The organism is Haloplanus sp. GDY1 (assembly GCF_023703775.1).
Lineage (GTDB): Archaea > Halobacteriota > Halobacteria > Halobacteriales > Haloferacaceae > Haloplanus > Haloplanus halophilus.
Genome location: NZ_CP098514.1, coordinates 2,047,624 through 2,073,553, shown reverse-complemented (window position 1 = coordinate 2,073,553; position 25,930 = coordinate 2,047,624). Strand labels below are relative to the sequence as shown.

General features: G+C 69.4%; 23 protein-coding genes and 1 pseudogene. 12 read left to right on the top strand and 12 right to left on the bottom strand.

The features are described 5' to 3' along the window. Nucleotides 1-2: 2 nt before the first annotated feature. Nucleotides 3-515: a PIN domain-containing protein gene (locus NBT67_RS11170; protein ID WP_484494550.1), complete on the bottom strand. Its 513-nt coding sequence runs from the start codon at nt 513-515 to the stop codon at nt 3-5. Beyond that, on the bottom strand, nt 516-740 hold the full coding sequence (locus tag NBT67_RS11165; RefSeq protein ID WP_251341796.1) for a UPF0175 family protein: 225 nt from the start codon (nt 738-740) through the stop codon (nt 516-518). 495 nt (nt 741-1,235) lie between these two features. On the opposite strand from NBT67_RS11165, the gene NBT67_RS18260 reads away from it, so the two are divergent. After that, complete coding sequence (locus NBT67_RS18260) at nt 1,236-1,532, top strand: DUF8011 family protein (RefSeq protein WP_484494549.1); 297 nt, start codon at nt 1,236-1,238, stop codon at nt 1,530-1,532. A gap of 167 nt (nt 1,533-1,699) precedes the next feature. On the opposite strand, the pseudogene NBT67_RS11160 reads toward NBT67_RS18260, so the two are convergent. The 3 genes and pseudogenes from NBT67_RS11160 to NBT67_RS11150 all read right to left on the bottom strand — a co-directional run. Beyond that, nucleotides 1,700-1,804 (bottom strand): annotated as a pseudogene (locus tag NBT67_RS11160) (IS5/IS1182 family transposase); the annotation flags it as partial. Between the two features lie 109 nt (nt 1,805-1,913). Then, a complete protein-coding gene (locus NBT67_RS11155) occupies nt 1,914-3,089 on the bottom strand; it encodes a hypothetical protein (RefSeq protein WP_251341795.1) in 1,176 nt (391 codons plus the stop codon). A 44-nt stretch (nt 3,090-3,133) separates the two neighbouring features. After that, nucleotides 3,134-4,495: an ABC transporter substrate-binding protein gene (locus tag NBT67_RS11150; RefSeq protein ID WP_251341794.1), complete on the bottom strand. Its 1,362-nt coding sequence runs from the start codon at nt 4,493-4,495 to the stop codon at nt 3,134-3,136. Between the two features lie 288 nt (nt 4,496-4,783). On the opposite strand from NBT67_RS11150, the gene NBT67_RS11145 reads away from it, so the two are divergent. From NBT67_RS11145 to NBT67_RS11120, 6 genes are all read left to right on the top strand, one after another. Next, nucleotides 4,784-6,226, top strand: a complete 1,443-nt coding sequence (locus tag NBT67_RS11145; RefSeq protein ID WP_425498840.1) for a branched-chain amino acid ABC transporter permease — start codon at nt 4,784-4,786, stop codon at nt 6,224-6,226. A 1-nt stretch (nt 6,227) separates the two neighbouring features. Then, nucleotides 6,228-7,913, top strand: coding sequence for a branched-chain amino acid ABC transporter permease (locus NBT67_RS11140; protein ID WP_251341793.1), 1,686 nt, complete (start codon nt 6,228-6,230; stop codon nt 7,911-7,913). Then, the gene (locus tag NBT67_RS11135; protein WP_251341792.1) at nt 7,910-8,884 is read left to right on the top strand and encodes an ABC transporter ATP-binding protein; all 975 of its coding nucleotides are present in this window, start codon (nt 7,910-7,912) and stop codon (nt 8,882-8,884) included. The genes NBT67_RS11140 and NBT67_RS11135 overlap by 4 nt, the downstream gene beginning before the upstream one ends. Before the next feature lie 3 nt (nt 8,885-8,887). Continuing rightward, nucleotides 8,888-9,595: an ABC transporter ATP-binding protein gene (locus NBT67_RS11130; RefSeq protein ID WP_251341791.1), complete on the top strand. Its 708-nt coding sequence runs from the start codon at nt 8,888-8,890 to the stop codon at nt 9,593-9,595. A 180-nt stretch (nt 9,596-9,775) separates the two neighbouring features. After that, complete coding sequence (locus NBT67_RS11125) at nt 9,776-11,449, top strand: methyl-accepting chemotaxis protein (protein WP_251341790.1); 1,674 nt, start codon at nt 9,776-9,778, stop codon at nt 11,447-11,449. A gap of 106 nt (nt 11,450-11,555) precedes the next feature. After that, nucleotides 11,556-13,784, top strand: coding sequence for a type II/IV secretion system ATPase subunit (locus NBT67_RS11120; protein WP_251341789.1), 2,229 nt, complete (start codon nt 11,556-11,558; stop codon nt 13,782-13,784). A gap of 12 nt (nt 13,785-13,796) precedes the next feature. On the opposite strand, the gene NBT67_RS11115 is transcribed toward NBT67_RS11120, so the two are convergent. Together NBT67_RS11115 and NBT67_RS11110 are read right to left on the bottom strand one after the other, a co-directional pair. Next, the gene (locus NBT67_RS11115; RefSeq protein ID WP_251341788.1) at nt 13,797-14,303 is read right to left on the bottom strand and encodes a DUF4188 domain-containing protein; all 507 of its coding nucleotides are present in this window, start codon (nt 14,301-14,303) and stop codon (nt 13,797-13,799) included. Nucleotides 14,304-14,356: 53 nt separating this feature from the next. Then, entirely contained in the window at nt 14,357-16,021 is a 1,665-nt protein-coding gene (locus NBT67_RS11110; RefSeq protein WP_251341787.1) for a DUF3604 domain-containing protein, read from the bottom strand. 100 nt (nt 16,022-16,121) lie between these two features. On the opposite strand from NBT67_RS11110, the gene NBT67_RS11105 reads away from it, so the two are divergent. From NBT67_RS11105 to NBT67_RS11095, 3 genes are all read left to right on the top strand, one after another. Then, a complete protein-coding gene (locus NBT67_RS11105; protein WP_251341786.1) occupies nt 16,122-17,261 on the top strand; it encodes a site-2 protease family protein in 1,140 nt (379 codons plus the stop codon). A 167-nt stretch (nt 17,262-17,428) separates the two neighbouring features. Further along, nucleotides 17,429-17,575, top strand: coding sequence for a hypothetical protein (locus NBT67_RS11100; protein WP_251341785.1), 147 nt, complete (start codon nt 17,429-17,431; stop codon nt 17,573-17,575). Between the two features lie 2 nt (nt 17,576-17,577). Further along, nucleotides 17,578-17,790: a hypothetical protein gene (locus NBT67_RS11095; RefSeq protein WP_251341784.1), complete on the top strand. Its 213-nt coding sequence runs from the start codon at nt 17,578-17,580 to the stop codon at nt 17,788-17,790. Here the strand turns inward: NBT67_RS11095 and NBT67_RS11090 are convergent. Together NBT67_RS11090 and NBT67_RS11085 are read right to left on the bottom strand one after the other, a co-directional pair. Beyond that, nucleotides 17,787-18,572, bottom strand: coding sequence for an iron-sulfur cluster assembly protein (locus NBT67_RS11090; RefSeq protein ID WP_251341783.1), 786 nt, complete (start codon nt 18,570-18,572; stop codon nt 17,787-17,789). The two genes, NBT67_RS11095 and NBT67_RS11090, sit on opposite strands and share 4 nt — an antisense overlap. Continuing rightward, nucleotides 18,572-19,639 (bottom strand): amidohydrolase family protein, encoded by a 1,068-nt coding sequence (locus NBT67_RS11085; RefSeq protein ID WP_251341782.1) that lies wholly within the window; start codon nt 19,637-19,639, stop codon nt 18,572-18,574. The genes NBT67_RS11090 and NBT67_RS11085 overlap by 1 nt, the downstream gene beginning before the upstream one ends. 100 nt (nt 19,640-19,739) lie before the next feature. On the opposite strand from NBT67_RS11085, the gene NBT67_RS11080 reads away from it, so the two are divergent. Beyond that, a complete protein-coding gene (locus tag NBT67_RS11080; protein ID WP_251341781.1) occupies nt 19,740-20,783 on the top strand; it encodes an NAD(P)-dependent alcohol dehydrogenase in 1,044 nt (347 codons plus the stop codon). 12 nt (nt 20,784-20,795) lie between these two features. Here NBT67_RS11080 and NBT67_RS11075 read toward each other — a convergent pair whose 3' ends face one another. Further along, the gene (locus NBT67_RS11075) at nt 20,796-22,583 is read right to left on the bottom strand and encodes a receiver/sensor box histidine kinase (protein ID WP_251341780.1); all 1,788 of its coding nucleotides are present in this window, start codon (nt 22,581-22,583) and stop codon (nt 20,796-20,798) included. 195 nt (nt 22,584-22,778) lie between these two features. On the opposite strand from NBT67_RS11075, the gene NBT67_RS11070 reads away from it, so the two are divergent. Next, nucleotides 22,779-23,498 carry a hypothetical protein gene (locus NBT67_RS11070; RefSeq protein ID WP_251341779.1) on the top strand — a complete coding sequence of 240 codons (720 nt, stop codon included), beginning with the start codon at nt 22,779-22,781 and terminating at the stop codon, nt 23,496-23,498. Nucleotides 23,499-23,504: 6 nt separating this feature from the next. On the opposite strand, the gene NBT67_RS11065 is transcribed toward NBT67_RS11070, so the two are convergent. Continuing rightward, on the bottom strand, nt 23,505-25,448 hold the full coding sequence (locus tag NBT67_RS11065) for a PAS domain S-box protein (protein ID WP_251341778.1): 1,944 nt from the start codon (nt 25,446-25,448) through the stop codon (nt 23,505-23,507). A 121-nt stretch (nt 25,449-25,569) separates the two neighbouring features. Continuing rightward, nucleotides 25,570-25,893, bottom strand: coding sequence for a hypothetical protein (locus tag NBT67_RS11060; RefSeq protein ID WP_251341777.1), 324 nt, complete (start codon nt 25,891-25,893; stop codon nt 25,570-25,572). Nucleotides 25,894-25,930: the final 37 nt, after the last annotated feature.

Sequence of the window (25,930 nt, the reverse complement as noted above, 5' to 3'; positions counted from 1 at the left end):
CACTACCCTTCGTCGCCGAGGACCTCTGTCACGCTTTCGACGGGCGCGTAGTACCCGCGCCGCTCTCGCCACGTATCGAGCCACTCGTCTGCGGTGTCGCGGTCGAGATGAGCTAATTCGACACCGTGCACGAGCAGTCCGACCGATCCCGTCACGGGAACCTCTCTGTGCTCGGCGACTCGGCGGGCGGCCAGGTCGTCGGTCGCCACCGTTCCACCGTGGGCGAGTACGCCCAGTATCGATTCCGCTTCGCCGGCGTCGAGGTGGTCGCGGATGTCCGAATCGTCGGCTTCGGACGGTACCTCTCGAACAGGTAGCGACTCGCCGAGCGCAGCGACTGCCGCATCGAGATACTCGTATCCGGCACGCTCGCCGCGTTCGATCTCCTCGCGAACGGCAGGCACGACGACCGGCGAGTCGAGCACCGTCGTGAACAATCCGATTCCGTCCGTGCTGGCGAAGTTGCTGACGACGGTCGTGTCGAGAAACACCGGTTGCGGGGGCCGTTTCGCCATCTACTCGCCGGGATTCCGGGCGGTGTCGAGTTCCGCATCCAGTTGGTCGTCCGTCCGCGGCCCGTACAGCGCTTCGAAGCCGGCGTCTCGAAGCACTTCCTCGAACTCCCAGCGGGACATCCCTGCCGCTTCGGCGGCCTTCCCGAGGGAGATCTCGCCGAGGACGTACCGACCGACGGCAGTCGCCAACTCGTCGGCCGGTTCGGAACTGGTAGACGACGCCATTACATCGCTATGTCGGGCCTCCCGACGTAAGAATGTACCCTCGAGAGCGTTGGAGCCGAGACTGGACCTCGAGCAGCCACTTCTCACCTGCTAAACAGCCGCGTGTAACGCCGGAACGGCGACGAGCGCCCCGGTGCTCCACATCCCGGCCTAGGCTCTTTCCGCCGTACACTCCTTGTTCGCACACTTTTCTGGCGTTCGTCTGAACGACCCCCCATTCGAGATTCGCGTCTCTCGCTAAACGGGGCATCCCTCGCCGTGTTGCGATTCGCTAAACTAGCAGGACATACAAACAAATACACGGATGGCGGTGGGAGAGCCCCGAAATCGACCGGGGGCGCGTCCCCTCGAGGGACACCCCGGATTTCGCTAATCCACGCTCACGGAGGTGTGACTGAACCACAGTCAGGGATATGATGGAATACCCTCGATGCGGTGAGTCGCGTCGGTAAGTACAGCCGAACGCTTTATTGAAGGACAAATTTGTCGTTACGTGTGGGAGTAGTTCAACGGATACTGTTTCGTGAGCCGGATGGACGCCGAAAGGGCCTCGTCTTCTCGTTCTTCTCGCTCGGCTGTCTCCTCGGGTGGGTGTATTTCGGTATTGTACTCGACGGCCCTCACAACATGCTCTTTTTAGGCATCGCGTTTGCGTTCTCTGGGGTGGCCGAATCTCTTCCTCCGACCCGACAACGTTCAGCAGGAGCACTGCGAATACTCAGCCTCAGTGTCCTCGTTATCTTCTGTGTTCTCCTCATATCGAGGCCAGAATTAATCTGGGACTGGGGCTGAGCAATCGGATTTGAGGCCTTGTTGAAACACTCGGTCGATGATATGTTCCAGCAGTCCCGCTGAATCCAGCGCGCGTACCTCGTCCACGCTCCCATCGATTTACTACCGCACTTTTCGATGCACAGGTGGCGGACCGTGGCTAAGCACTCACGCGAAGTCTTTCCGCTCCGCGTCCGCGAATAGCGTGTCGAAAACCGTACAACAGCACGGCGAGCCAGCACCATAGCCCGTTCGACGAAACGGAGAAGACGCGACTTTGGCAGGGCGTCCATCCTCCTTCGGACTACTCGTCCATCATGTCAGCGAGGGTTTTCAACGAGGCCACGTCTTCCTATTAGGGAGACGGCGGCGGGCAGCGGCAGTGACACACGGCGACGCCTCTCAGTCGGTGTGAAGCACCGCCGTCGGGAACCGCTCGCGGCGCTCGACCGGGTCGGCCGGCAGGTCCCGGCGTTCGTCGAGGTCCGCGTCGGGGGCCGTCCACAGGAGCGTCGCCCCGTCGGCGCGGTCGGCGTACGAGTCGGCCGAGAGGGTCGTCACCCGCCCGACGGTGAGCGTCCGGTCGTCGAGCGCGAGTCGGTCGAGGTGTTCGAACGGCCCGGACGCCGCGTCCGGCGGCCGGATCGCCAGCAGGTGCGCGCCGGCACCGACCGGATCGTCGGCCACGGCGAGCCCGGACACGCCCGCCTCGCGCGCCCGTTCGACGAGTTCCGGCAGCGTCGCCTCGACCCGCGTCAGCGCCCGGCTGAGGCGCTCGACGCCGGCGTCGGGCGTCACCCCGTCGCCGTACAGGGTGAGCAGCGATCCCGTTCCGGCGTCGGGCGGGCGGGTCTCGACCCCGAAGGGGTACGGCGTCCCGTCGACGCGGACCGCGTCGGCCTCGACGTCCACGTCCGTCGACGGCGGGGCGTGGACCGACAGCGGGAGCTCCCGGTCCCAGCCGGGCTGAACGGTCCGGACGCCGACGTACGCCGCGCCGGCGTCGCGGAACCGCTCGACGAGGTCCGCGAGCGGGACGGCGTCGAGCGTCTCGTCGAGCAGGCGTTCGAGGGCGTCGCTGAACCCCTCCTCGGGGCCGAGTCGGCGGGCGAGCCGTTCGGCCACCTCGCCCTCGACCCACAGCATCGTCGGCTCCGCGAAGAGGTCGTCGGGGTACGGCGGCGGCTGGGTCCGCTTGACCGTCGCCTCCGCGGCGTCGATTTTCGCCGTCGCTCGCTCGTGGTACCCCGTGACGATGGTCCGGGAGAGGGGGTCGCCGTCGGCCGACCGGCCGATGGCCCAGACGTACAGCCCGATCGCCTCGAAGGAGAGGCGGTCGGCGCCCTCGTGGACGAGGTTCCGCAACACCCACGTCTGGGCCTCGCGGCTCGAGAGCGTCGTCTCGGCGACCAGTTCGTCGACGTAGGAGCCGTACAGCTGTTCGAGCGCGTAGCAGTACTCCTCGATCTCGTCGCGCGTGACGGTCTCGGGGAGCGGGTCGACGCTCGTGAAATCCAGTGCCGCGCCGACGACGTTCAGCTTCGTCGAGGGGTGCCACTCCGTCTCGAGCGTTACCATACGCGTGGTAGGTGGGTGGGGCCGTTAAGTTCGCCGGGAGGCGATCAGATCTTGCCCTCGAAGTACGACAGCGGCACCTCCTCGACGACCTGGGCCTCACCGCTCTGGACCTGCAGGATGCGGTAGGGGACGACCGGTTCGAGGTTCTCGTTCAGGTCGACCGACCCGGAGGCGCCGTCGTAGTTGATCGGGTCGCCGGCGCCGATGGCCTCCTTGCCGGCGCCGAACTCGGCGACCGAGACGGTCGTGTCGCCGTCGTTGGGACGGGAGACGCTGCGGATGTTCCGGGCGATACCCGTGCCGCTCGCCTCGCCGGCCTTCTCCATCGCGAAGCCCATGAGGTACGTCGCGTCGTAGGCGTGGGGGGCGAACTGCGTGATGTTGCCCTGGCCGCCCATGTTCTCTTGGAACGTCTCGCTGTTCGCGGTCTGCGGGGAGGTGATGTACATGCCCTCGACGATCTCCGAGAGGTCCGACAGCAGTTGCGGAGAGAGGATCGCCTCCGCGCCGACCCACTGCCCGCCGTAGCCGCCCTGGTTCCACTGCTGGAGGATGGTCCGGCCGTTGCCGGGGTACATGACGGCGCCGACGGCGTCGGGGTCGCCCTCGAACACCGAGTCGAGCGTCGAGGTGTAGTCGCTGGTCGCCTGCGAGTAAGCCACCATGTTCAGCGTCTCGCCCTCGAAGTTCTGGCTCGCGGCCTCCGCCAACCCCTGTCCGTAGGGGTTGTCGACGTAGAGGAACGAGGCCGACTCCGCCTCGATGGACTGGTTGAGGACGCGCGCCATCACGAGCGCCTGCTGGACGTCGTTGGGCGAGGTCCGGCCGTAGTACTTGACGCCGTTGCTCTCGTTGACGCCGGCCGTCGCCAGCGCGGGCGAGGTGTTGCCGTTCGAGACCTCCATCACCCGGTTGTCGCGGGCGATGGGGGCGAGCGTCGTCCCGATCCCGCTGGAGTAGGGACCGACGAGACCCACGATCCCCTCTTGGTTGATCATCGTCCGGAACTTCTGGGCGGAGCGCGAGGGGCTCCCCTCGGTGTCCCGGTTGATGGGGGTGATCTCCCGCCCGCCGAGGACGCCCCCGCTGTCGTTGATCTCCTCGACGGCGAGGTTGAACGCCTGCTGGTGACCGCCCCCGTAGGCGCTGTTGGTTCCGGTGATCGGGAAGATGGAGCCGAGCGCGATGGGCTCACCGCCGCCCATGTCGCCTTCCGTCTCCGTCGCCGTGTCGCCGCCGTCGCCGCCGTCGCCGCCGTCGTCGCCACCGCCGTCCATCTCCGTCGCCGTGGGGGTGCTCCCGCCGCCGTCGCCTTCCTGTTGTGAACATCCAGCGAGCGACACGATGCCGGCCGTTCCGGTCGCGCCGAGCCCTCTGAGGACGTCGCGTCGACTGTGATCTGACATTGCGTGTGCCGTGTTCTTTCTTGTCATAAATTAATCTATTGCTCGCTCGTACCAAATGTGTGAATTAGTTGGCGAAAAATATGTACGTGCGTGACTCAATCGGCTCAATAGTGTCTGTTCATACCACTGGAGGGGCGATATGGTAGACGTATCGTCATGCCAGCGACGAAAGATTGTGCGAACTAGTAACAAGGTCCGGCGGACCGCGAACGCCGTGGGCCAGCGAGTCACGGCACCACGGCGTCGTCGCGACCGGTCGGGCGGCACCAAAACGATATTAACCGTGGTATGTCATCACCAGTCATGGCCGCCGAGACGGGATTACTGAACGCAATCGTCACGGGCGTCGTCACCGGAAGCATCGTCGCCCTCGGCGCGACCGGTCTCGCGCTGGTGTACGACATCGCCGAGGTGCCCAACTTCGCACACGGAGACCTGTTGACGCTCGGAGCGTACACCGCACTCCTGGTCAACAAACCCGACACCGTGCCGCTGTTCGACCTGCTCGCGACCGGCCCCCAGCAGGTCGGCGTCGCCGGCGCAGCCGTGCTGTTCGTCCTCTCGGCGGCCGGCGTCCTCGGAACGATCTATCACCTCGGGGGCATGCGCGCGCTGAAGGGGAGCTGGTGGGGGGTCGACGTCCCCGACGGCCTCGCGCTCGCCGTCCACGGCCTCGTGGCGGCCGCCGTCGGCGCGGCCGTGGTGCTCGGGGCGCCGGCCTTCGAGGCGGCGCTGCTCTTCTCGTTCGTCCTGCTCGGCGCCATCGTTCCCCTGCTGGAGTCGCTGATATTCCGGAAGTTCCGCGAGAAGGACGTCGAACTCGCCTTGATGCTCATCGTCTCGCTCGCCGTGGCCTTCGTCGTCCGGTTCGGCATCCAGACGATATTCGGCGGCGAGATTCGATTTTACTCCGTCGAGACGACGGTCCCCTTCGTCGGCGGGCCGCTCGACTTCACGCTCGCGAAGTTCTTCGACTTCTTCGTGGTGACCGAGGGGCTGTTCGTCAGCATTCAGGAGACCCGCGGTGGCACCTCCAGACAGCTCCTCGTGATGAGCTACTCCTGGCTCGAACTGGCCGTCGTCGTCGCCGCGACTGCCGCCGTCGCGTACGCGGCCCACCGTCGGCGACGGGACACCGCCGGGGTCGTCGGGCCGCGGCTCGCCGCCGCGCTCTCCGGCGTCGTCACCCTCGGCCTCGGGGCGGCGGTCTTCTGGGGCGGCGCCGGCGGTACCGTCCCCGACGCCGCCATCGCCGCCACCCGCATCCGCACCTCGCCGCTGCGGGTCGGCATCGTCGCCCTCGCGCTGTTGATGATGTCCGCCCTCCACTACCTCCTGCAGGCGACGACGCTCGGCAAGGCGATGCGAGCGACCAGCGACAACCGCCAGCTCGCGATGGTCCGCGGGATCAACACCCGGCAGGTGATGTCCTCGGTCTGGATCATCTCCGGGCTCTTCGCCGCCATCGGCGGCGTCATGCTCGGGTTCCTGTTCAGCTCCATCACGATCAACCTCGGGTTCAACCTCCTGCTCGCCATGTTCGCCGGCGTCATCCTCGGGGGCATCAGCGTCTACGGCGCCATCCTCGGGAGCTACGTCGTCGGCCTCGCGATGGAGGTGGGCATCTTCGCCATCCCGGGACTCAGCGCCACCTACCGCATCCCCGTCGCGTTCGTCGTCCTCCTGATCGTGTTGCTCGTCAAGCCCGAGGGCATCGTGGGGGGGAGCTGAGATGGCGGCCTCCGACGTCGTCATCTCCTTTATGCTCCTGGTGTCGATTTACGGCATCCTCTCGCTGGGGCTGAACGTCAAGTACGGCCACACGGGACTCCTCGATTTCGGCCACGTGGGCTTCTACCTCGTCGGTGCGTACACCGCGGCGCTGTTCGTCCTCGGCCCGGACGACCCCACCGACTTCACCGCCTACGTCATCGGCCTCGGGGACGTGCCCGTGATCGGGACGTGGGCCGTCGCCATCCTCGCCGCGACGCTGCTGGCCGGCCTCGTCGGCGGGCTCGTCGCCCTGCCGACGATCAGGTTGCGCGAGGACTACCTCGCCATCACCGTCCTCGGCGTGTCGGTCATCTTCCAGCGGATCATCCAGTCCGAGACGTGGCTGGCCAACGGCCCCGACGCGTTGCGGGGGTACAGCCCGCCGCTCCAGTCGCTGTTCCCGCTGGCGATGGACACGGTGATCGGCCCCGCCATCTTCGGCCTCGTCGTCGCCGTCGTCTGGGCCATCGCCACCGGCGTCCTCGGCCGCTTCCGCGCGTCCGACGGCCGCCTCCCGCTCGGATCGGTCTACGCCGTGACGACGTTCGGCCTGGCGCGTCTCCACGGCCGGGACGGCGGCCTCGGATCGCCCTCGGCCGTCAGCGCCCTCGCCGGCGTCGCCGCGGGGGTCGTCGCCTTCGTCCTGCTGGTGGCCGTCGACCCGCTCCTGACCGTCGGCGTCCTCGTCTCGCTGTACACGTGGTTCGTGGCGCTGGTGGCCGTCGCGGGCCACTACGGCCACCTCGGACGCCGCGAGTGGCTGGTCGGGGTCGCGCTCGGCACCGGCCTGCTGGTTTCGCTCCTCCCGCTCCCGGTCGTCGACTCCGTCGGGCTGAAAAGCGCCCTCACCCTCTCCCTGCTCGGCGCCCTGGTGGCCGCGTACTACCTGGGGGTCACGCGGGTCGAGTGGCTCGCCGACGTGAAACTCACGGTCGTCGGCGTCGGCGCGCTGTGGTTCCTCTCGCTGTGGTACTTCCTCCTGCCCACCCTCGGGCCGCTCGGGGACGGTGACCTCGCCGGCGCGCTCAACGTGCTCTTCCAGAACGTCGTCTGGACCCTCCAGTTCGGCGGCGACGTGGGCATCGACTACGGGGTGGTGTTCATCGGCGACCTGACGACCAAGGTCGACTACTCGCGGTTCCAGCTCGCCGGCTTCGTCCTCTTTCTCGCCGGCCTGTACTACGCCCTGGAACTCGCGGTCAAGTCGCCGTTCGGCCGCGTCCTGCGGGCCGTCCGCAACGACGAGACGGTCGTGAAGTCGCTCGGCAAGGACCCCTTCGTCTACAAGGTCCAGACGATGGTCCTCGGCTCCGCGCTCGGCGGCTTCGCCGGCGCGCTGTGGGCCATGTACGCCCAGGGGTTGACCTTCACCACCTTCGCGCCGCGGATCACCTTCATCACCCTGTTGATCATGTTCCTCGGCGGCGCGGGCAACAACAAGGGGATGATCCTCGGCGCGGGCATCTTCTGGGCGTTCCAGCAGGCGACGACCCAGCTCGCCGCCTACTTCCCGCCCGCCGTCCGCGTCAACATCCAGGCGTTCCGGCTGGTGGTCGTCGGCGTCCTCTTCCTGCTCGTGCTCTACTACGTGCCGGAGGGACTGCTCGGCCGCGAGGAGGGCACGGCCTCGGAGGTGGACCGATGAGCGGGGATCCCATCGTCGAGGTCGAGGACCTCCGGAAGACCTTCGGGGGCATCGTCGCCGTCGACGGCGCCACCTTCGACATCGAGGAGGGGGCGATCACGGGGCTGATCGGTCCCAACGGCGCCGGCAAGACGACGACGTTCAACCTCGTCAGCGGGTTCTACGAACCCGACGGCGGGACCGTCCGGTACGACGGCCGGGACCTGCAGACGATCATGCGCCCCGACCGGGACGAGACGGTCATCTGGGGCGGTGCCAGCGGCATCACGGCCGGCGTCCTCGGCGGCGTCGTCGGCCTCGGCCCGGCGGGGCTGGGCGCCCTCCCCGCCCTCGGAACCACCGTCGCCGGGGCGGCCCTCGGCGCCGGCGGCTACCTCGCCAAACAGCGGGCCACGCAGCGCCGTCCCGGCCACACCAACAGCAGACCCTACATGCTCGCCCGCGAAGGGCTGGTCCGCACCTTCCAGCTCACGCGCGAACTCGGCGAGATGACCGCACTCGAGAATCTGATGCTGGCGCCGCAGGGACAGGCCGGCGAGAACCTGGCCAACGCTTGGTTCCGGCGCGACGCCGTCGCCGCGGAGGAGGACGCGGTCCGGGAGCAGGCCGAGGAGATGCTCGAACTGCTCGAAATCGACCACTTGCGCGACGAGCCCGCGGGCAACCTCTCGGGCGGGCAGCGCAAACTGCTGGAACTCGGGCGGGTGTTGATGCTCGAACCGCGGGTGATCCTGCTCGACGAACCCGTCGCGGGCGTCAACCCCGCCCTGACCGAGAAGCTGATGAGTCGCATCGAGGCGCTGCGCGACGAAGGGTACACCTTCTGCATCGTCGAACACGACATGGAAGTGATCATGGAACTCTCCGATACGATCATCGTGATGAACGAAGGGAAGAAACTGGTCGAGGGTCGGCCCGAGGCGGTCCGCAACGACGAAGCCGTCATCGACGCCTACCTCGGGGTGGGGTGACCGATGGCGCTGCTCGAAGCCCGCGACGTGGTGTCGGGATACGGCGACGCGGAGATCCTCCACGGCGTCGACCTCGACGTCGAGGACCGGGAGATCGTCACCATCATCGGCCCCAACGGCGCGGGCAAGTCGACGATGATGAAGGCCATCTACGGCCTCATCGACTGCTGGGAGGGGACGGTCACCTTCGACGGCGAGGAGATCACCCACCTCCGCGCGGACCAGGTGACCGAGCGCGGCATGTGTTATGTCCCACAGCGGGAGAACATCTTCCCAACCCTCACCGTCCGCGAGAACCTGGAGATGGGGGCGTACATCGACGACCCCTCGCCCGAGGACTTTCAGGCGGTGTGGGATCGATTCCCGTTCCTCGAGGAGCGGGAGAACATGCGCGCGAGCGCCATGTCCGGCGGCCAACAGCAGATGCTCGCGCTCTCCTCGGCGCTGATGATCGATCCCGACCTCCTGCTGGTCGACGAACCCTCCGCCGGCCTCGCGCCCGACCTCGTCGACGACATGTTCGACCGACTGGTGGGGATCCGCGACGAAACCGAGACGGCCATCCTGATGGTCGAACAGAACGCCCGGAAAGCCCTCTCGGTCTCCGATCGGGGCTACGTCCTCGACATGGGCGAGAACCGGTTCGAGGGGACCGGCGACGAACTCCTGGAGAGCGACGACGTGGCCGAACTCTACCTCGGCGGGGCCTGACCGGTCGGGAACGCCGCGGATCCGGAGCGCGCCGGCGGCGTCGCTCGCGCCGCCGACCCCCGCGACGATTCGCAGCGACGAGAATCGCCGGTCCGAGTCACCGCCGGGGACGACACGCCGTTCCTACGCACTGATAATCGCACCCGTGTCTTCATGTGGGGTGACGCTCCAGTGTCGGCCATGTTCAGGGAGCAGTATCGACGGGCGCTGTGGGGGACGATGGACGCCCTCGGGATCGACGAGTCCATCGAGCGAAAGATCGTCACGGCGGTGACCATCCAGTTCGCCGTCGCGGCCGTGCTGGCCGTCCTCCCTTTCGTCCTGAGCGGGACCGTCCGGACGGCGGTGACCGTCACCCTCCTCGCCGGCGCCGCCGTCGCGTTCGCGAACACGCTGTGGATCGCCCGCCGGGACTTCGTCGCGCCGGTGCGGGCGCTGGAGGACGCGGCGACGACGGTCGCCGCCGGCGAGGTCGACGAGGCCCACGTCGAGGCCCACGACCAGGACGACGAACTCGGCAGCCTCGTCGACGCCTTCGACGACATGCGGGCGTCGCTGGCGACGGTCTCCGCGCAGGCGGACGCCCTCGCGGGCCAGGAGTTCGACGCGCCCGTCCTCGAGGAGTCGGTCCCCGGATCGTTCGGCGACTCCCTCGACCGGATGGCCGATAACCTCCGGCGGAACACCCGCGAACTGGAGGCGCTGACCGACCACCTCGAACGGACCGCCGACCGGTACGGCGAGGTCATGGCCGCGGCCGCCGACAAGGACCTCTCGGTGCGGATGGACCCCGACGAGGAGAGCGAGGCCATGGCCACCATCGCCCGCTCGTTCAACCGCATGCTCGACGACTTGGAGGGGACCGTCGCGGAGGTGTACGCCTTCGCCGACACCGTCTCCGAGCGCACCGTCGACGCGTCCGCCGACCTCGACGAGGTGGCGCGGGCGAGCGAGGGGATCAGCGACGCCACGGGCGACATCGCCGACGACGCCGAGGAGCAACGCGACCAGCTCCAGCGGATCGTGAGCGAGATGAGCGACCTCTCGGCGACGATCGAGGAGATCGCCGCCTCGGCCGACAGCGTCGCCGAGGTGGCCACCCGCACCGCCGAGGCGGGCGACGAGGGACAGGAGGCCGCCGCCGCCGCGGTCGAACGGATGGACGCCATCGAGACGCGGACCGGCGAGACGATGGCCCAGCTCCGCGAACTCGACGACCGGATGACCCGGATGGGCGACATCGTCGCGACCATCTCCGACATCGCCGAACGGACCAACCTGCTCGCGCTGAACGCCTCCATCGAGGCCGCCCACTCCGGCGAGGGCGCCGAGGGCTTCGCCGTCGTCGCCGACGAGGTGAAGTCGCTGGCCGAGGAGGCACAGGCGGAAGCGACCGACGTCCAGGAGATCATCGACGGCGTCCAGACCCAGACCGAGACGACCGTCGAGGAAATGCGCCGGACGACCGAGGAGGTGGCCGACGCCGTCGAGACGGTCGAGGCCGCCATCGACGCCCTGGACACCATCGCGGAACTCGCCCACGAGACCGACGAGGGGATGCGAGAGATCACCGACGCGACCGACCAGCAGGCCGCCTCGACCGAGGAGACCGTCTCGATGGTCGAGCAGATCGAGTCGACGAGCGAGGAGACGGCCGCCGGTGCGACGAGCGTCGCCGAGGCCGCCCGCGAACAGACCGACTCGCTGTCCGACGTGGCGGCGCGCGTCGACGACCTCGCGACCGAGGCCGACGCCCTCCTGACGCTGCTCGACGAGTTCGACCTCGGGGAGCGGCCGGAGGCGACGGCCCCGTCGAACCCGGCGTCGCCGGGCACCGAAGCGGGCGCGGACTGAACCGGAACGGGGCACGCGACCCCCGTCCCGGCCCCACCCCGAGTATTATAACTGATAGCGAGGCACCAACGGCTATGTCGCCCCCCGCGGAGGTGTGACCCGACGGATGAGTGACGGATCGACGCTCGCCGCCGGCGGCGCGGCCACGGGAACCGACGACGGCCCGGTCCCCGCCCCGCGACCGCCCGACGACTCCGGAGCGTGGTACGCGCCCGACGTGGTCGCACAGTACGAGGTGTCGCCCGGCGTGGTGGCGACGATCCGCGAGACCGACGACGAGTTCGAGTACGGCGTCCGCGAACCCGGTCTCGGGCCCGAGGACCGGGCGGCGATGGAGCGGATCCGCGATCACTTCACGGTCGTCAACCGGCGGCGGCCGCTGACCCGCGAGGGGACCGCCGAGCGCGCCGAGGCGGGCTTCGAACCCAAGTACCGGCGCGCGCTCGACCGGCTGATCGACGCCTCGCCGGCCACGTGGCGCCGCCTCACCTACCACGCGCTGTGCGAACTGCGACTGCTGGAGGGATCGACGCCGCTCGCCCTCGACGACCGGATCGAGGTGGTGGACGTGGGCCGGGCGGACGAGCGGGTGGTCGTCCACACCGAGAACTACGCCCCCGCCCGCACCGCCTTCGACGCCGACGCCCGCTTTATCGACCGGGTCGCCGGCGAGCGCCTCCGCCGGTACACCGTCGACTTCGCCGGCTTCGACGTGGACGTGGTGATCTACCGCGAACACCTGCTCGGGAGCGACCAGTTCTCGACGAAGTACGCCGTCCTCGAACCCGACCTGCTCCCCGGCGACGAGCAACTCATCGAGGAGTGCAAGGAGCGGATCTGGGAGGCGAACGTCGAGGACGTGGTCGAGGACCGTCACGCGTTCGTCCGCGAGCGCGCCCGCCAGTTCCTCTCCCGTCGGCTCACCGCCCGCAACACCCGGGCGTGGGTCGCGGCGACGAGGTACCGCCTGACGACGGCGCTGGCCGAATACGGCCTCGCCGTCCCGCCGGTCGACAGCCGCTACGCCACCGACCGCCTCGACGACCTGGTCTACTACGTCCTCCGTGACTACGTGGGCCACGGCGTCCTCACCGTCCCCATCCGCGACCCCCATCTGGAGGACGTGGAGGCCAACCGCGTCGACGAACGGGTGAAGGTGATCCCCCGTGCGGACGAACTCCCCGTCGGCCGGGTGCCCACGAACCTCGCCTTCGACGACGAGACGGCCTTCGTCAACGTCGTCACCCAGCTCGCGGCGAGCGACGGGACGGAACTCAGCGCGAGTCGCCCCAGCGCGAAGGTGAACCTCGAACCCCCTGGCGTCGAGGAGACCATCCGGTGTGCCGTCGCGCTGCCCGTCATCTCCGAGGACGGCCCCCACGTCTCCATCCGGAAGCAGGCCGGCGACGCCATGACGCCCGTCGATCTGATCGAGCGCGACGCCCTCCCGACGGAACTGGTCACCCTGTTGTGGATGCTCTACGAGAGCCACGGGATCGTCCTCTTCTCGGGGCCGACCGGGGTCGGGAAGACGACGCTCATGAACGCCCACATGCCATTCGTCCCCTACGACGACCGCCCGGTCTCCATCGACGAGGGGAGCCGCGAGGTGCGGCTCCCCCACGAGACGGGCATCTCGCTGACCACCCGCGACCACGAGAACGAGTACAAGCGCGTGACGATGGCCCGCCTGATGACCGAAACCAACTACCTGAACCCGGACGTCGAGGTGATCGCGGAGATCAACACGCCGGCCTCCTTCGAGACGTTCGGCGAGACGCTCAACACGGGCCACGGCGTCGTCGGCACCACCCACGCCGAGGACGTACAGACGCTCATCAACCGGGTGATCGAGCAGGGACTCGCCCCGTATCTCCTGCGCGAGATCGATCTCGTCGTCTTCCCCCACCACGTCGACGGCGACCGCTACGTCGCCGAGGCGGTCGAACTCCTGAGCGAACGGGAGTACGAGGACCTCGGCGGCGGACAGCTCCCCTCGGGCGCCGTCGAGAAGGGCGGACGCACCCTCTACTGGAACGTCGTCGCGCGCCGGGACACCGACGGCCGCTTCCGGTTCGACTACGCCCACCCGCACCTCGACGACGGCCACCGGGCGCTTGGCTTCCGCCTCTTCCATCGCCTCGCCGACGCGAGCGACCGCGACGTCGAGGCGGTGGAGGCGGAGTTCCACCGGAAACACCGGTACGTGCAGTACATGGTCCAGGAGGGAATCGACGACTTCGACGACCTGTTCGGCTTCGTCTCGGACCTCCGCACCGACGAGGCGGCGACGGTCGAGCGCGCGCGGAGCGACGCCGGCGACGTGGGGGACTGACGCCCCCGCGGGTCAGCCCTCGGGCGGCGACCGCCCGTCGTCCGCGGACCGACCGAGTCGCTCCCGCGCCGTTTCGAGCGACCCCGTGGCGGGCACCAGGTCGCCCACCTCGCCCAGCCCCGTCGGGGGCATGTTGTTGTAGACGGCCTCGTACTCGCCGTCGCGGACGAGGAACGTCTCGTGCCAGATACCCACGTCGCCGCCCTCGCCCACCCGCCGGTTGAACGCCTTCCACGCCGGCAGGTGTTCGCCGTCCGCGTCCCGGGCGTACTCGTGGAGGGCGTCGAACGACTCCCAGTACTGGGTCATGACCTGGTTCCGGAGCCCGAAACTCGACTGCGTCGCGAGCAGGCCGCTCTCCGGGTCGGCTTCGAGTTCCCGCAACATCCGCGGCATCGCGAGAAAGACCGGCAGCCACTCGTGGACCTTCCACAGCGAGTTGATGCGCATGCCGATCCGGAAGACGACGAACTCGTCGTCGACGCGTGCGGTCACGCGCTTCGGGACGATCCTCGCCATGGCCAGTCGCTCGCCCGTCGGTACGGCCGGCGAGCGGATAGCTTTGGGGGTGCTTACGCCGCCTCGACCCAGAGCGGGCCGACCCACGCCATGCCGGGATACCGGTCGGCGCTCGCCTGCCGCACCCGCACCGTGTACACGTCGCCGTCGGTGCCGCGCGCCTCGTCCCACCGCATCCCCGTGATCGGATCGTCGTCGGTCCACTCGCCGGCGACGGCGTAGGCGTCGAGGTCGGCGTCGGGGTCGTCGGTGCCGTCGACGGTTCGCCAGACCGCGTCGTTCTTGACGACTTCGACGGTCTCGACGGGCGCCGTCCCCGCCACCTCGACGCGCACCTCGCGCGGCGTGTCGGCGTCCGCGACGACGACCGCGTCGTCCTGCTCGGCCACGTCCGTCCCGTTCACCCGGAAGTCGACGAGGATGCGGTGGGGCTGGGTCGTCGCGTACACGGACCGCGAGCGAAGCGCCGACAGGATCGACTCCCGCGTGAGGTCGGGCGCGAGGAAGGCGGTGAGGCCGCCGGGATAGCTTCGCTCGTTCCACACCCGCCAGACGTTCCCCCACCCCAGCCCCGCCTCGCGCCACTCGTCGAGCGACGGGAGGTGGGGGCGCGTGTGGATGATCGAGTGCCCGGGATAGGGGCCGTGGAAGTCCGCGCTGCCCATCATCCCGACCCGGTACCCCAGTCGGTGCGCGTCCCGGACGTAGTAGCCGGCCTCGTCCATCTCGCCTTGCCCCATCGCCAGCGGGAACCGGTTGCCCTCGCTGCCGGGGCGCTCGCTCGACCCCCACTGGGAGTACACCTCCACGAGGGGCGCGAGTTCGTCGTCGTAGTCGACGGCCGCGAAATCGAAGGGGTACATCGCCTCCGCGGGGTGGTGGGGAACCGTCACCACCCGCGAGTCGTGGGTCCGCTCCCACTCCCGCAGGCGCTCCCAGAGGCGTTCGTAGGTGTTCGACTCGGCCGCGAGGGAGTCGATCAGCGTCGCGTCCGCGCCGTCCTCGAAGTAGACGTTGAGGTGGCCGCCCGCGTTCGGCTGTTTCGTCCACTCGTAGGCCGGGAGCGCGACGAACTCGCCGGGGTCGTCGAACGCGTCGGCCAGCGAGCAGAGTTCCTCGAAGTACTCGCGGTGCATCCGCCGGCGCTGCCACCCCGGCGGGATGAAAAAGCCCATCGTGTCGTGATCGGTGTAGGCGGCCACGTCGAGGTCCATCACGTCGCGCCCGAACCGGTAGCCGTCCGCGGCGTCGCCCGTGCCGTCGGACCGGATGGAGTGCAGGTGGATGTCACCCCAGTACACCCGGCGGTCGTCGTCGGTGACGCGGACGGGATTGGAGACGAACCGCTCGCCGGTGCGGTCCTCCGTCAGCGTGAGGTAGTGAACCCCCGGCGACTCGAAGGCGACGCCCGCGACCCGTTCGACGCCGTCCGATGCGGGGTCGAACGTGACGGTGCGCGGGTGGGTCGCCTCGGAATCCGTCGCCGTCACCGTCACCGTGGCCTCGAAGTCGCGGTGGAGGCGCTCGCACTGATCCCACGCCTGCACGGTGAGGGTGAGCGACTCGCCCGGCGCCGCGGTCGAGGGGAGGATCGCGTGCAGGCGGTCGAAGCGCTGGGTCCGGTTCGCGAGCAGTTCCCGCGGCGAGGGGGCGTTGCGGACGAACACCCCGACCGTCTCCTTGAGTTTGACGAGCGGCCCCAGCGAGGCGCGGGTCATCGTCCGTCCAGTCGCCGAGGCGGAGTGTATATCTGTCGCCGGGGAGTGCCGGTCCGCGGGCGGGACCACGAATTTAGGGCCCGACCCCGTCACCGGACGTATGCGAAGCTACACGATCACCGAGATCTGGGACATCCCGATCCGAGTCAACACGTCCCTGTTGCTCTTCCTCCCGATCCTCGCGTGGCTGATCGGCAGCGGCCAGCAGATCGAACTCTACGCCGGCCTCGTCGAGGGGCTCACCGGCGTCGGCTTCGACCTGGCCCGCCTCCGTGCCGGATCGACTCCGTGGCTCGTCGGCATCGTCGCGGCAGTCGGCCTGTTCGTGAGCGTCACGATCCACGAACTCGGTCACTCGTGGGTCGCGTTGCGGTACGGGCTCGAAATCGAGTCGATCACGCTCTGGATCCTCGGCGGCCTCGCGTCGCTGAAGACGTTCCCGAAGGAGTGGGACCGGGAGTTCTGGATCGCCATCGCCGGCCCGGTTTCGAGCGTCCTCGTCGCCGTCGTCTGTTACGCGGGCGTCCTCGTCGCGCCGGCCTCCCTGCAGGTCCCGCGGTTCGTCCTCGGCTGGCTCGCCATCACGAACGTCACGCTGGCCGTCTTCAACCTCCTCCCGGCGTTCCCGATGGACGGCGGGCGCATCCTGCGTGCGCTGCTCGCCCGGTCGCGGCCGTACGGGGTCGCGACCCGCATCGCCGCCCGGATCGGCGTCGGCTTCGCGTTCCTGTTTGTCATCGTCGGCGTCCTCGACTTCCAGATCATCCTGCTCCTCCTCGCGTTCTTCATCTACGGGGCAGCGACGACGGAGTCGAAGGCGGTCCTCCTCGACGAACTCTTCGAGGGGCTCACCGTCGGCGACATCGTGACCCGTGATCCCGCGACGGTCACCACGACGACGACCGTCGAGGAACTGGGCGAGCAGTTGCTCCGGGACCGCAAGCCGATCCACCTGGTCCTCGACGCGGACGGGTCGCCCGTCGGCGTCGTTGCCCTCTCCGACCTGCGGACGGCCGGCCGACGGGACCACGCGACCACGACGGTCGCGGAGATCATGCGCGACGTTCCGCGCGTCGATCCCTCGGCCGACGCCTTCGACACGCTCGTGGAGCTACAGGGCTCGGGAGGCCTCGACGCCATCGTCCAGCGGAACGGCGACCTCGTCGGCGTCCTCTCCGAGGCCGACTACGCCCACGCCATGACGATCCAGCGTGGCTTCCGGAGCGGCGTCCCCGGGTAGCGGCCCCCGTCCCGAGGTCCCGCCGACGCCGGCCGCTCGGCGTCGACCGCGTCGCGCTCGACCGGAGGCCGCCCCGTCGACGACGGTGGGCTCCGACGCGCGGATACGCGTCGAGACGGATCCGTGACGGCGACAGGCTTAGGGAGAGTCACGCGGTACCACGACTCATGGATCGAGGGACCGCGTGTCAGCGCTGCAGCGAGCCGTTCGACTACGGCGAGGCGACCTGTCCGCACTGCGGGTGGAGCCGCGAGGAGTGGACCGCCGGCGGTCGCTACGGACTGGGGCGTCCCGGCCTCGGGACGCGTGAGTGACGATGGGCGCCGAAAACGAGTGTCTCGGCTGTGGCGTCGACTTCGATTACGACCTGGAGGCCTGCCCCGAGTGTGGTTGGAGCCCCCGGGACTTCGCCGCGCGTGGCCGGTACGGGCTGGCGAAACCCGGCCACGGTGAACCGGAGGACGACGGGGACGGCGAACGCGACGGCGGCGGTCCACCGCCGGGGCCGGGCGGGCTGCTCGGCAGCTAATCCGACCGCATCGACAGCGGGGGCCGGTCCTCGGCGCGGCGCGACTCGTGGAGGGCGTCACACACCGACCCTTGGCCGCTCATGTTGACCCCCGCCAGCCGGGTGCGGTGGCGCACCGTCTCGAACGCGTCGGGGTCGATGGGGTCGCCCTCCGGGGTCCGGAACAGTTCGGGGCGGTCGTCGTCGAGCAGCCCCGTCGCCTCGGCCTTCTCCAGGTATCGCTCCAGGGGGTCGGCGTCGACGCGCACCGCGAGGCCGCCGTCGCGGCACCAGACCCGAGCGCGGTCCCCGTCGAAATCGAGGTCGTCACGAGTCAACTCGGCGATCTGTGTCTCCGAGAGGCCGGCGTCGAGGAGGGCGCCCGTGGCGTCGTGCTGACGGGCGATCCGCGCCTTCTCGTCGAGTTCGGCGCGGACGGGGTCGACGCTCCCGTCGGCGTCGGGGAACGCCTCGCCGAACGACAGGCGTTCGTTGACGCCGCGGTTGATCTCCCGTTCGTGCATGTGCTCGCGGAGTTCGATCCGCGCGCGGGCGACGCCCGGAAGCGACTCCACCTCGTCGCGGGCGTCGGTCGTCATCATCCACGCGAAGGCGGGCGAACACCACGCCGTCGGGAGCGTCATGGCGACGGACACCTCGTCGCCGTCGATCCGAATCTCGTCGACGTACTCCAGGTCGACGATGGAGGTGTCGAGTTCGGGGTCGGTGACGCGGTCGAGGCGCTCCCGGACGGCCGCCTCGCTCACCTCGCCGTCGTCGCCGTCGAGCGAGTCCGCCGCCATCAGTCGTCCGCCGGCGTCGCGGACGTCTCGCCGGCGTAGTGGTCGCCGAGGCCGAACTCCTCGGTCACGTCGTCCGAGCGGAACTGTTCTTTCTTCTCCTCGATGTCGATGTCGTAGAGGCGAGCGGCGTTCTCGCCCATGATCTTCCGTTTCGTCTCCAGGTCGAGTTCGACGCCGTACTCGTCGCGTTGCTCGTCGGTCAACTCGGCGTTCATCACCACGTCGACCAGCCAGTCGGGGTTCCAGAGCGCGTAGTCGGAGCCGAAGAGCAACCGATCTTCGCCCAGCCAGAAGAGGAGTTCGCCCATGATCTCGCCGAACTTCCGGGGGCGGTGGACGGCCATCGGCGCCGCGACGGCGAGGCCGCCGTAGACGTTGGGCTCCTGGGCGGCGATCCAGCAGAAGTCGTCCAGTCGCGGCAGGCCCACGTGCTCGACGACGAAGTTGAGTTCGGGGAAGGAGGTGGCGGCGTCGTCGACGTCGGCGACGTCGAAGGCGTCGCGGTTGAGCGGCCGGATGGTCGGCCCCTTGTGCGGGTGGATGTTCCGAATTCCGAGTTCGGCGCACTTCTCCAGGAACCTGAAGGACTCCTCGCTGTCGAGGCGCCACCCCTTCGAGTCGCCGCGCCACTCCGCCGTGTAGAGTTTCACGCCCTGCAGGTCGTACTTCTCGTTCAGTTCCTCCAGATACGCCAGCCCCTCCTCGCCGTCCCGGGGGTCGAAGGTGCCGTTGAGGACGAACCGCTCGGGGTACTCCTCGGCGAGTTCGGCGTTCTGCTCGGTCGTGTTGAACCCCTCGTCGTAGAAGTCGGTGAGGTAGGTGGGCTGGAAGATGCCCATGTCCACCGCGGCCGATCCGAACAGGTCCTCCATCATCCGGTCGGCGCCGTACTTCCGGTACTCCTCCAGCGACCACTGCTTTTCCTCCGGGGTGAACGCGGTGTGGTAGTCGTAGAAACACTGGATGAACTGCTCCCCGCCCTCGTGGACGATGTTCTCCTCGGTGGCGTCCCACAGGTGGAGGTGGGAGTCGATGACGAACACGTCCTCGCCCTCGTACTCGTACATGGTACGACCGTCCGTGAGGAATGTTGACAAATAACTGTTGTGGTCGTTCGTGATTGTCGTCGGAGCAACGCTTTTGCCGTCGGGAGCGAACCACCCGCACATGCTCGCCGCACGACTGCACGAGTACACGGAGGACATGAGCGACGCGCTGTCCATCGACGAGGTGGCGCGCCCGGCCGCCGCCGACCCAGACGCCGTCGTCGTGGAGGTGGAGGGGGCCGGATGGTGTCAGACAGACAATCACATCATCGAGGGGATGTGGACCGACTACGCGCCACAGGACCTGCCGCTGACCCTCGGCCACGAGAACGCGGGGACCGTCGCGGAGGTGGGCGAGAACGTCGACATCGTCGACCCCGGCGACCGGGTGATCTGTCACCCCCACATGACCTGTGGCACCTGCCGCCCCTGCCGCCTCGGCGAGGACATGTACTGCGAGAACGCGCAGTTTCCCGGCCTGACGACCGACGGCGGGTTCGCGGAGTATCTCCACACGAACGAGCGAGCGGTCATCCCGCTACCCGGCGGCGTCGATCCGGCCGACATCGCCCCCCACGCCGACGCCGGCATCACCGCCTACCACGCCGCCAAGCGGGCGGTTCGCGAACTCGCCCCCGGCGATCACGCCGTCGTCATCGGCGTGGGCGGCCTCGGCCACATCGGCCTGCAGTGTCTCGACGCCATGAGCGCCGCCGAGATCACGGCGCTGGACCTCAAGCCGGCGGCTCGCGACCTCGCGACCGACCTCGGCGCGAGCCACACCGTCGACCCGTCGAGCGCGGACGTAGCCGCCGAGATCGAGGCGATCACCGACGGCGTCGGCGCCAAGCAGGTGCTCGATTTCGTCGGTGCCGACGAGACGACGGCGTACGCCCCCGACATCGTCGCCGCGGGCGGCGACCACCACGTCATCGGCTACGGCGGCCACATCCACGAACCCGCACAGGCGCTGGTCGACGGCGAGTTCGACTACCGGGGGACGCTCGTGGGCCGGTACACCGAACTGCAGGAACTGGTCGCACTCGTCGACCAGGGTGAGGTGGAACTCCGCACCTCGCGGTACGGCCTCGACGAGATCAACACCGTCGCCGAGCGCCTCGAACACGGCGACATCGAGGGGCGGGCGGTCATCGTCCCGTCCTGATCCGCGCCGGCCTCAGTCGGCGTCGTCGGCCGCGCTCCCGTCGCCCGGCGGTCGCTCCACGCGCTCGTCTTCCGCCGCGGGGATGCCGTTGAACTCGAAGCGGGCGCCGCCGGCCGCGCTCTCGGTCACGGTCACCTCCCAGCCGTGGGCCTCCGCGATGCTCCGGACGATGTTGAGGCCGAACCCGGTGCCGTCGGTGGCGGTGGAGTAGCCCGTCTCGAACACCGTCTCCCGCTCGGATTCGGGAATGCCGGGGCCGTCGTCGGCGACGTAGAAGCCGCTCTCCGTGCGACCGACGGTGACGGTGAGCCCGCCGTCGGCGTCGTCGTCCGGTTCGTCGGAGGCTCGTTCGTCGCCGTCCCGTTCGTCGGCGCTCGTCCCCCGAGTGAAGGCCTCGGCGGTCGGGGGCTCGTCGCCGGCGTCGTGAGCCACGCTCCCCCCGCGAGTCCCCGCGGGGGAGCCGGTCGAGCCGTGTTCGATCGCGTTCCGAAACAGGTTCTCGAACACGCGGACGAGCCGTCCCTCGTCGCCCTGGACGGTCCCCGGGTCGTCCGCGAAGACGAGCGTCGCGTCCGCCGTCGTCGTCGTCGCCCAGGCCGCGTCGGCGACCGACCGGAGGTCGACGGGGCGGAACTCGCTCACCGTCCGCCCGTCGCGCGCGAGCGTGAGCACGTCGTCGATCAGGTCGTCCATGCGGTCGAGGGCGCCCGCGATCCGCTCCAGATACTCCCGATCCGGGGTCTCCCGCGCGAGTTCGAGGTTACCCCGGGCGACGTTCAGCGGGTTGCGGAGGTCGTGAGAGACGACGCTCGCGAACTCGTCGAGGCGCTCGTTCTGCCGGGCGAGTTCGCGCTCGCGCCGGGCGAGCTGGTCCCGGGCCGTCATCGAGTCCAGCGCGTGCCCGATGCTCTCGCCGAGTTCCGAGAGCGCCTCCCGCTCGGCGGCGTCGAACGCGTTGGTCCGGTCGGCGTAGACGCTGAGGAAGCCGTAGACGCGGTCCCCGCCGACGAGCGGGACGACCGCCATCGACTCGACGCCCCGACTCGCCAGGAGGTCCCACCACGGTTCCAGGGTCGGCTCCGCGAACACGTCCTGGACCGGCTGGATCTCCCCCGTCCGGATCGCCTCGCCGCCCGGTCCCTGTCCGACCGGATCCGTCGGATCGACGGTGACTTCGAGCGATTCGATGTACTCCTCGTCGTGGCCGGCCCACGCCACCGGTCGCACCTCGGTCGTCCCCGGTGTGTACCGGCCGATCCACGCGCTGTCGTAGAGGTCGGACCGGGTGAGGCGGTCACACACCTCGGCTTCGAGTTCCTCCCGGTCGGCCGCGTGGACCATCTCCTGGGTCGCGATGCGGAGCGTGTCGTTGATCCGGGTGAGCTGTGCCATCCGCGACCGCCGCCATCGCCCGCGGGCGTCGTAGACGCCGACCACGAGGCCGCCGAGGCCCCCGAGGGTGACGGCGCCGAGTAGCGTCCGCGACGCCGGCGGGAGCGCCCCGGCGCGGAGTGCGGCGTCGGCGGACAGCCACCCCACCGCCACGGCCAGCGCCGCGATGCCGACCACCGACCACGCCAGGGTCCGCCCGGCGAACCGCTCCGGGACGAGTTCCCCCCGCCACATCAGCGTCCCCAGTGTCGCTATCGACAGCGATAGCAACAGCGGAACGAACGACTCCATGACCGCCAGTATCGGCCGCCCCCACAGCAGCACGCCGGTCCGGACGTGAAGCGCCGAGAGAACGAGGCCGCCGCCGACGACGGCCGCTCCACTCGTTCGTGCCGACAGTCCCCCCATGACGTGGTTGGTTCTCGCTCCCCGTATATATGCGCTCGCCGACAGTATCACCGCTGAGAATCGACGCCGGCAGCCACCGGACGCTCCAGGGGCGGGCCGGGAGGACTCACTTCATAAAACCTTCGACGGACTGCGCCCCCGCACAGTCCGTCACGGGGAGTAAGGTCCTCACGGGCCGAAGCGGGACGCGTACCGATGGTCTCCGACACGACGCGGCGTGACCTCCTCCGGCGGGGGTCGGGCCTGATCGCGACCGGGTTCGCGACGGCGCTCTCCGGATGCACCTCCGGCCTCCCGCCCCTCGGCTCCGCACAGCAGTTCGGTCGCATCGACGTGCCGCCCGCCGACCCGCCGGCGTACCGTGAGTGGCTCCCGGCGCCCGGCGCGGTCGACGGCGTCGACGGCGGCTACGGGTATCTGTTCCGGCGCCCCGGCGAACTCGGCTACCCCGCGCCCGTCCGGTTCACGACGCCCCGCAAGCGCCTGCTCACCGACCTCGATCACTTCGGCGTCGGCTACGCGAACTACGACCGCCTGCTCGCGACGGATCTGGGGACGGTGATCGAGGCCGACGTCGACCCCGACGCCGTCGCCCGGACGCTGACGGAGAGCGGCTACGACGCCGCCGGGTCCCACGGCGACGTCGATCTGTTCGCCCGCGACGACGTGCCCCGGCGCGCGGCGGTCGGCGACGGCGCCGTCGTCTGGTCGAGCGAGCGTGTCCACCGGGCGCCCGCGGTCACGGCGCTTCTGGACGCCCGCGACGGCCGGATCGACCGCTACCACGAGGTCGACGCCGGCCTCGTCGAGACGGTTGACACCCGATACTCGCCGAAGGGCCGGGAGATGGACGTCTCCGCGGCGGTTCCGGTCACGGTGGTCTGTGGCCCGGTCGATCGGGGCGATCCGAACTGAGCCTCGTCACCGGAACAGGACCGTCGGCCCCCGCTCGACCGCCTCGACGGCCTCGTCGGCACCGATCCCGGGGAGTCGGATCGTGGCCACCGAGCCCTCGGCGTCGCCCCGCGCTTCGATCTGGAAGGACCCGCCGTAGCGCGTCACGATCCAGTTGACGAGCCACAGCCCCAGTCCGGAGCCGTGGACCAGTTCCGTCTCCTGGCCCTCGGCGATGACCGCCGTCTCCATGTCGTCGATCCCCGGGCCGTCGTCGGTGACGGTGACGGTCACCCACTCCCCGTCGTCCGTCGCCGCGAGTTCGAGCCACGGCTCGGCGGCCGGGTTGTGTCCGATCCCGTTCCCCGCGAGTTCCGCGAGCGCCCGCTCCAGTTCCGGCCCGGCACAGAGGTCGCGGTCGGTGTCGACCCGGGTCTCGACCGCGGCGTCCGCGGGGAGGTCCTCGACGGTCGTCTCGAACAGCGCCGCCGGATCGATCCGGGTGGGCTCCCGCTCCCGGCGTGCGTTCCGCTCCAGTTCGCGCGCTTGCTCGCTGAGGCCGACCAGCCCGTCCGCGGTCCGCTCGATCCGTTCCCCGAGCGCGGTGGGGTCGTCCGGCCGGCCGTTCTGGAGGAACCGCCCCGTCCCCCGGATGACGTTCATGTCGTTGCGGAGGTTGTGCCTGAGCACCCGATTGAGCAGCCGAACCAGCTGTTCGGTGCGCTTGCGCTCGGTCACGTCCGTCTGGAAGCCCAGGTAGTGGCTGACCGTCCCCGCGTCGTCCTCGACGGGGCTGAGACGCACCTGGTTCCAGAACGGCGTCCCGTCGGCGCGGTAGTTGATGAGTTCGACCGACGCCGGCTCCTCGGCCGCGATGCGCTCGCCGAGCAGATCGATCGTCTCGGGGTCGGTCGCCTCGCCCTGCAGGAACCGGCAGTTTCGCCCCAGCAGGTCGGCGGTGTCGTAGCCGGTGACGCGTTCGAACCCCTCGTTCGCGTACACCAGCGGCAGGTCGCCGTCGCGGGCGTCGGCGATGGAGATGCCGACCTGGGCCTCGTCCATCGCCCGGGTCTTCCGGTGCAGTTCGCGCTCCCGCTCCTTGCGGGCGGTTACGTCCCGGCCGACGCCCTGGACGCCGACCACCCGCCCGTCCTCCTCGATGGGCGTGGCGTTCACCGCGACGACCACCCGGTCCCCGTCGGCGTCCCGGAAGTCGAGTTCGAGGTTCTCGACCGTCTCGCCGTCCATCGTCCGGTCGAAGGCCCGGATCGCGTCGTCGACCGCCGCGCCGTCGAGCCACGAGGCGAACGGCGTGCCGACCAGGTCCTCGGGATCGTGGCCGAGCACCCGCTCCGCCGCCGCGGAGACGTAGGTGAAGGTGGCGTCCCGACCGACCCGGAACAGCACGTCGAAGCTCGTCTCGGCGATGCCCTCGAAGCGCGCCTTCTCGCGCTCCAGGCGCTCGTTTCGCCGTTTCAGCTCCCGCTCGTGGACCCGCCGTTCGAGCGCGCCCCCGATCAGTTTCGCCAGCAGTTCGAGAAACACCTCCTCGGCCTCGCCGAACGGCGTCTCGCGCGTCGCCTCGGCCGCGAAACAGACCGTCCCGAAGGGGTCGCCGTCGACGGTCACCGTGGCGCCGAGGTAGGTTCCGAGGCCGAACGTCCGGACGGCCCGGTCGGCCACGGCCGACGACTCGGCGACGTTCTGGACGGCCAGCGCCCCGTCGGCCTCCAGCGTCCGGCGACAGTACGCCTCGTCAAGCGGGCAGCGCTCGCCCGGCCGGATCAGGTCGTGGTCGCCGGTCGCCGCGACGATCTCCTGGGTGCCGTCCTCGATGCGCGTGAGAAAGCCGATGGGCAGATCCAGATACGCCGTCCCGACTTCGAGCGCCCGTTCGACCCGAGGCTCCACCTCCTCACCCGACCCCGAAAAGACGTCGTAGATCTCCTCTCGATAGGCGCTGGCGTCCATGTCGTCGACGTTGGGTCACGACCGACTTACGTTCGTTGGCGGAAATTTCAGCGCTGATTCTCGCCGCCGTGTGGCGGTCGTCGGCACGGGGCGGAGCCGCCAGGCTCCCGGCTCCGGGGGGTCAGCTCCGCCGGTCCCAGTCGGCGGCGGCGTCGAGGGCCGGCAGGGCGGCGTCGAGGTCCATCCGAGCGGCGCCGTAGAACCGTTCGCGGCCGGTCGGGGTCCGGACCCGTACGGCCGCCGTCTCGCTCGCCACGTCGAACACCGACACCTCCCACGGCGACCCGGCGTGGGCCCACTCGCCGCGGAGCGCCGACGCCTCGTCGTCGACCACGCGGGCGCCGAGCTCCCAGCTCAACCGCGTCAGGTTGGCGAGGTCGAACGGCACGACGCCGGGGAGTTGCGCGCCCCCGATCCCCGACTCCCGGGTACCACGTGTTGCCATACCACCCGGGTCACGATCCACAGATAAAAAGGTGATC

Bases quoted from the DNA above. Each gene is read 5' to 3' on its own strand.
- NBT67_RS11170 (WP_484494550.1), bottom strand. From the start codon at position 515: ATGGCGAAACGGCCCCCGCAACCGGTGTTTCTCGACACGACCGTCGTC.
- NBT67_RS11165 (WP_251341796.1), bottom strand. From the start codon at position 740: ATGGCGTCGTCTACCAGTTCCGAACCGGCCGACGAGTTGGCGACTGCC.
- NBT67_RS11155 (WP_251341795.1), bottom strand. From the start codon at position 3,089: ATGGTAACGCTCGAGACGGAGTGGCACCCCTCGACGAAGCTGAACGTC.
- NBT67_RS11150 (WP_251341794.1), bottom strand. From the start codon at position 4,495: ATGTCAGATCACAGTCGACGCGACGTCCTCAGAGGGCTCGGCGCGACC.
- NBT67_RS11145 (WP_425498840.1), top strand. From the start codon at position 4,784: ATGTCATCACCAGTCATGGCCGCCGAGACGGGATTACTGAACGCAATC.
- NBT67_RS11140 (WP_251341793.1), top strand. From the start codon at position 6,228: ATGGCGGCCTCCGACGTCGTCATCTCCTTTATGCTCCTGGTGTCGATT.
- NBT67_RS11135 (WP_251341792.1), top strand. From the start codon at position 7,910: ATGAGCGGGGATCCCATCGTCGAGGTCGAGGACCTCCGGAAGACCTTC.
- NBT67_RS11130 (WP_251341791.1), top strand. From the start codon at position 8,888: ATGGCGCTGCTCGAAGCCCGCGACGTGGTGTCGGGATACGGCGACGCG.
- NBT67_RS11125 (WP_251341790.1), top strand. From the start codon at position 9,776: ATGTTCAGGGAGCAGTATCGACGGGCGCTGTGGGGGACGATGGACGCC.
- NBT67_RS11120 (WP_251341789.1), top strand. From the start codon at position 11,556: ATGAGTGACGGATCGACGCTCGCCGCCGGCGGCGCGGCCACGGGAACC.
- NBT67_RS11115 (WP_251341788.1), bottom strand. From the start codon at position 14,303: ATGGCGAGGATCGTCCCGAAGCGCGTGACCGCACGCGTCGACGACGAG.
- NBT67_RS11110 (WP_251341787.1), bottom strand. From the start codon at position 16,021: ATGACCCGCGCCTCGCTGGGGCCGCTCGTCAAACTCAAGGAGACGGTC.
- NBT67_RS11105 (WP_251341786.1), top strand. From the start codon at position 16,122: ATGCGAAGCTACACGATCACCGAGATCTGGGACATCCCGATCCGAGTC.
- NBT67_RS11100 (WP_251341785.1), top strand. From the start codon at position 17,429: ATGGATCGAGGGACCGCGTGTCAGCGCTGCAGCGAGCCGTTCGACTAC.
- NBT67_RS11095 (WP_251341784.1), top strand. From the start codon at position 17,578: ATGGGCGCCGAAAACGAGTGTCTCGGCTGTGGCGTCGACTTCGATTAC.
- NBT67_RS11090 (WP_251341783.1), bottom strand. From the start codon at position 18,572: ATGGCGGCGGACTCGCTCGACGGCGACGACGGCGAGGTGAGCGAGGCG.
- NBT67_RS11085 (WP_251341782.1), bottom strand. From the start codon at position 19,639: ATGTACGAGTACGAGGGCGAGGACGTGTTCGTCATCGACTCCCACCTC.
- NBT67_RS11080 (WP_251341781.1), top strand. From the start codon at position 19,740: ATGCTCGCCGCACGACTGCACGAGTACACGGAGGACATGAGCGACGCG.
- NBT67_RS11075 (WP_251341780.1), bottom strand. From the start codon at position 22,583: ATGGGGGGACTGTCGGCACGAACGAGTGGAGCGGCCGTCGTCGGCGGC.
- NBT67_RS11070 (WP_251341779.1), top strand. From the start codon at position 22,779: ATGGTCTCCGACACGACGCGGCGTGACCTCCTCCGGCGGGGGTCGGGC.
- NBT67_RS11065 (WP_251341778.1), bottom strand. From the start codon at position 25,448: ATGGACGCCAGCGCCTATCGAGAGGAGATCTACGACGTCTTTTCGGGG.
- NBT67_RS11060 (WP_251341777.1), bottom strand. From the start codon at position 25,893: ATGGCAACACGTGGTACCCGGGAGTCGGGGATCGGGGGCGCGCAACTC.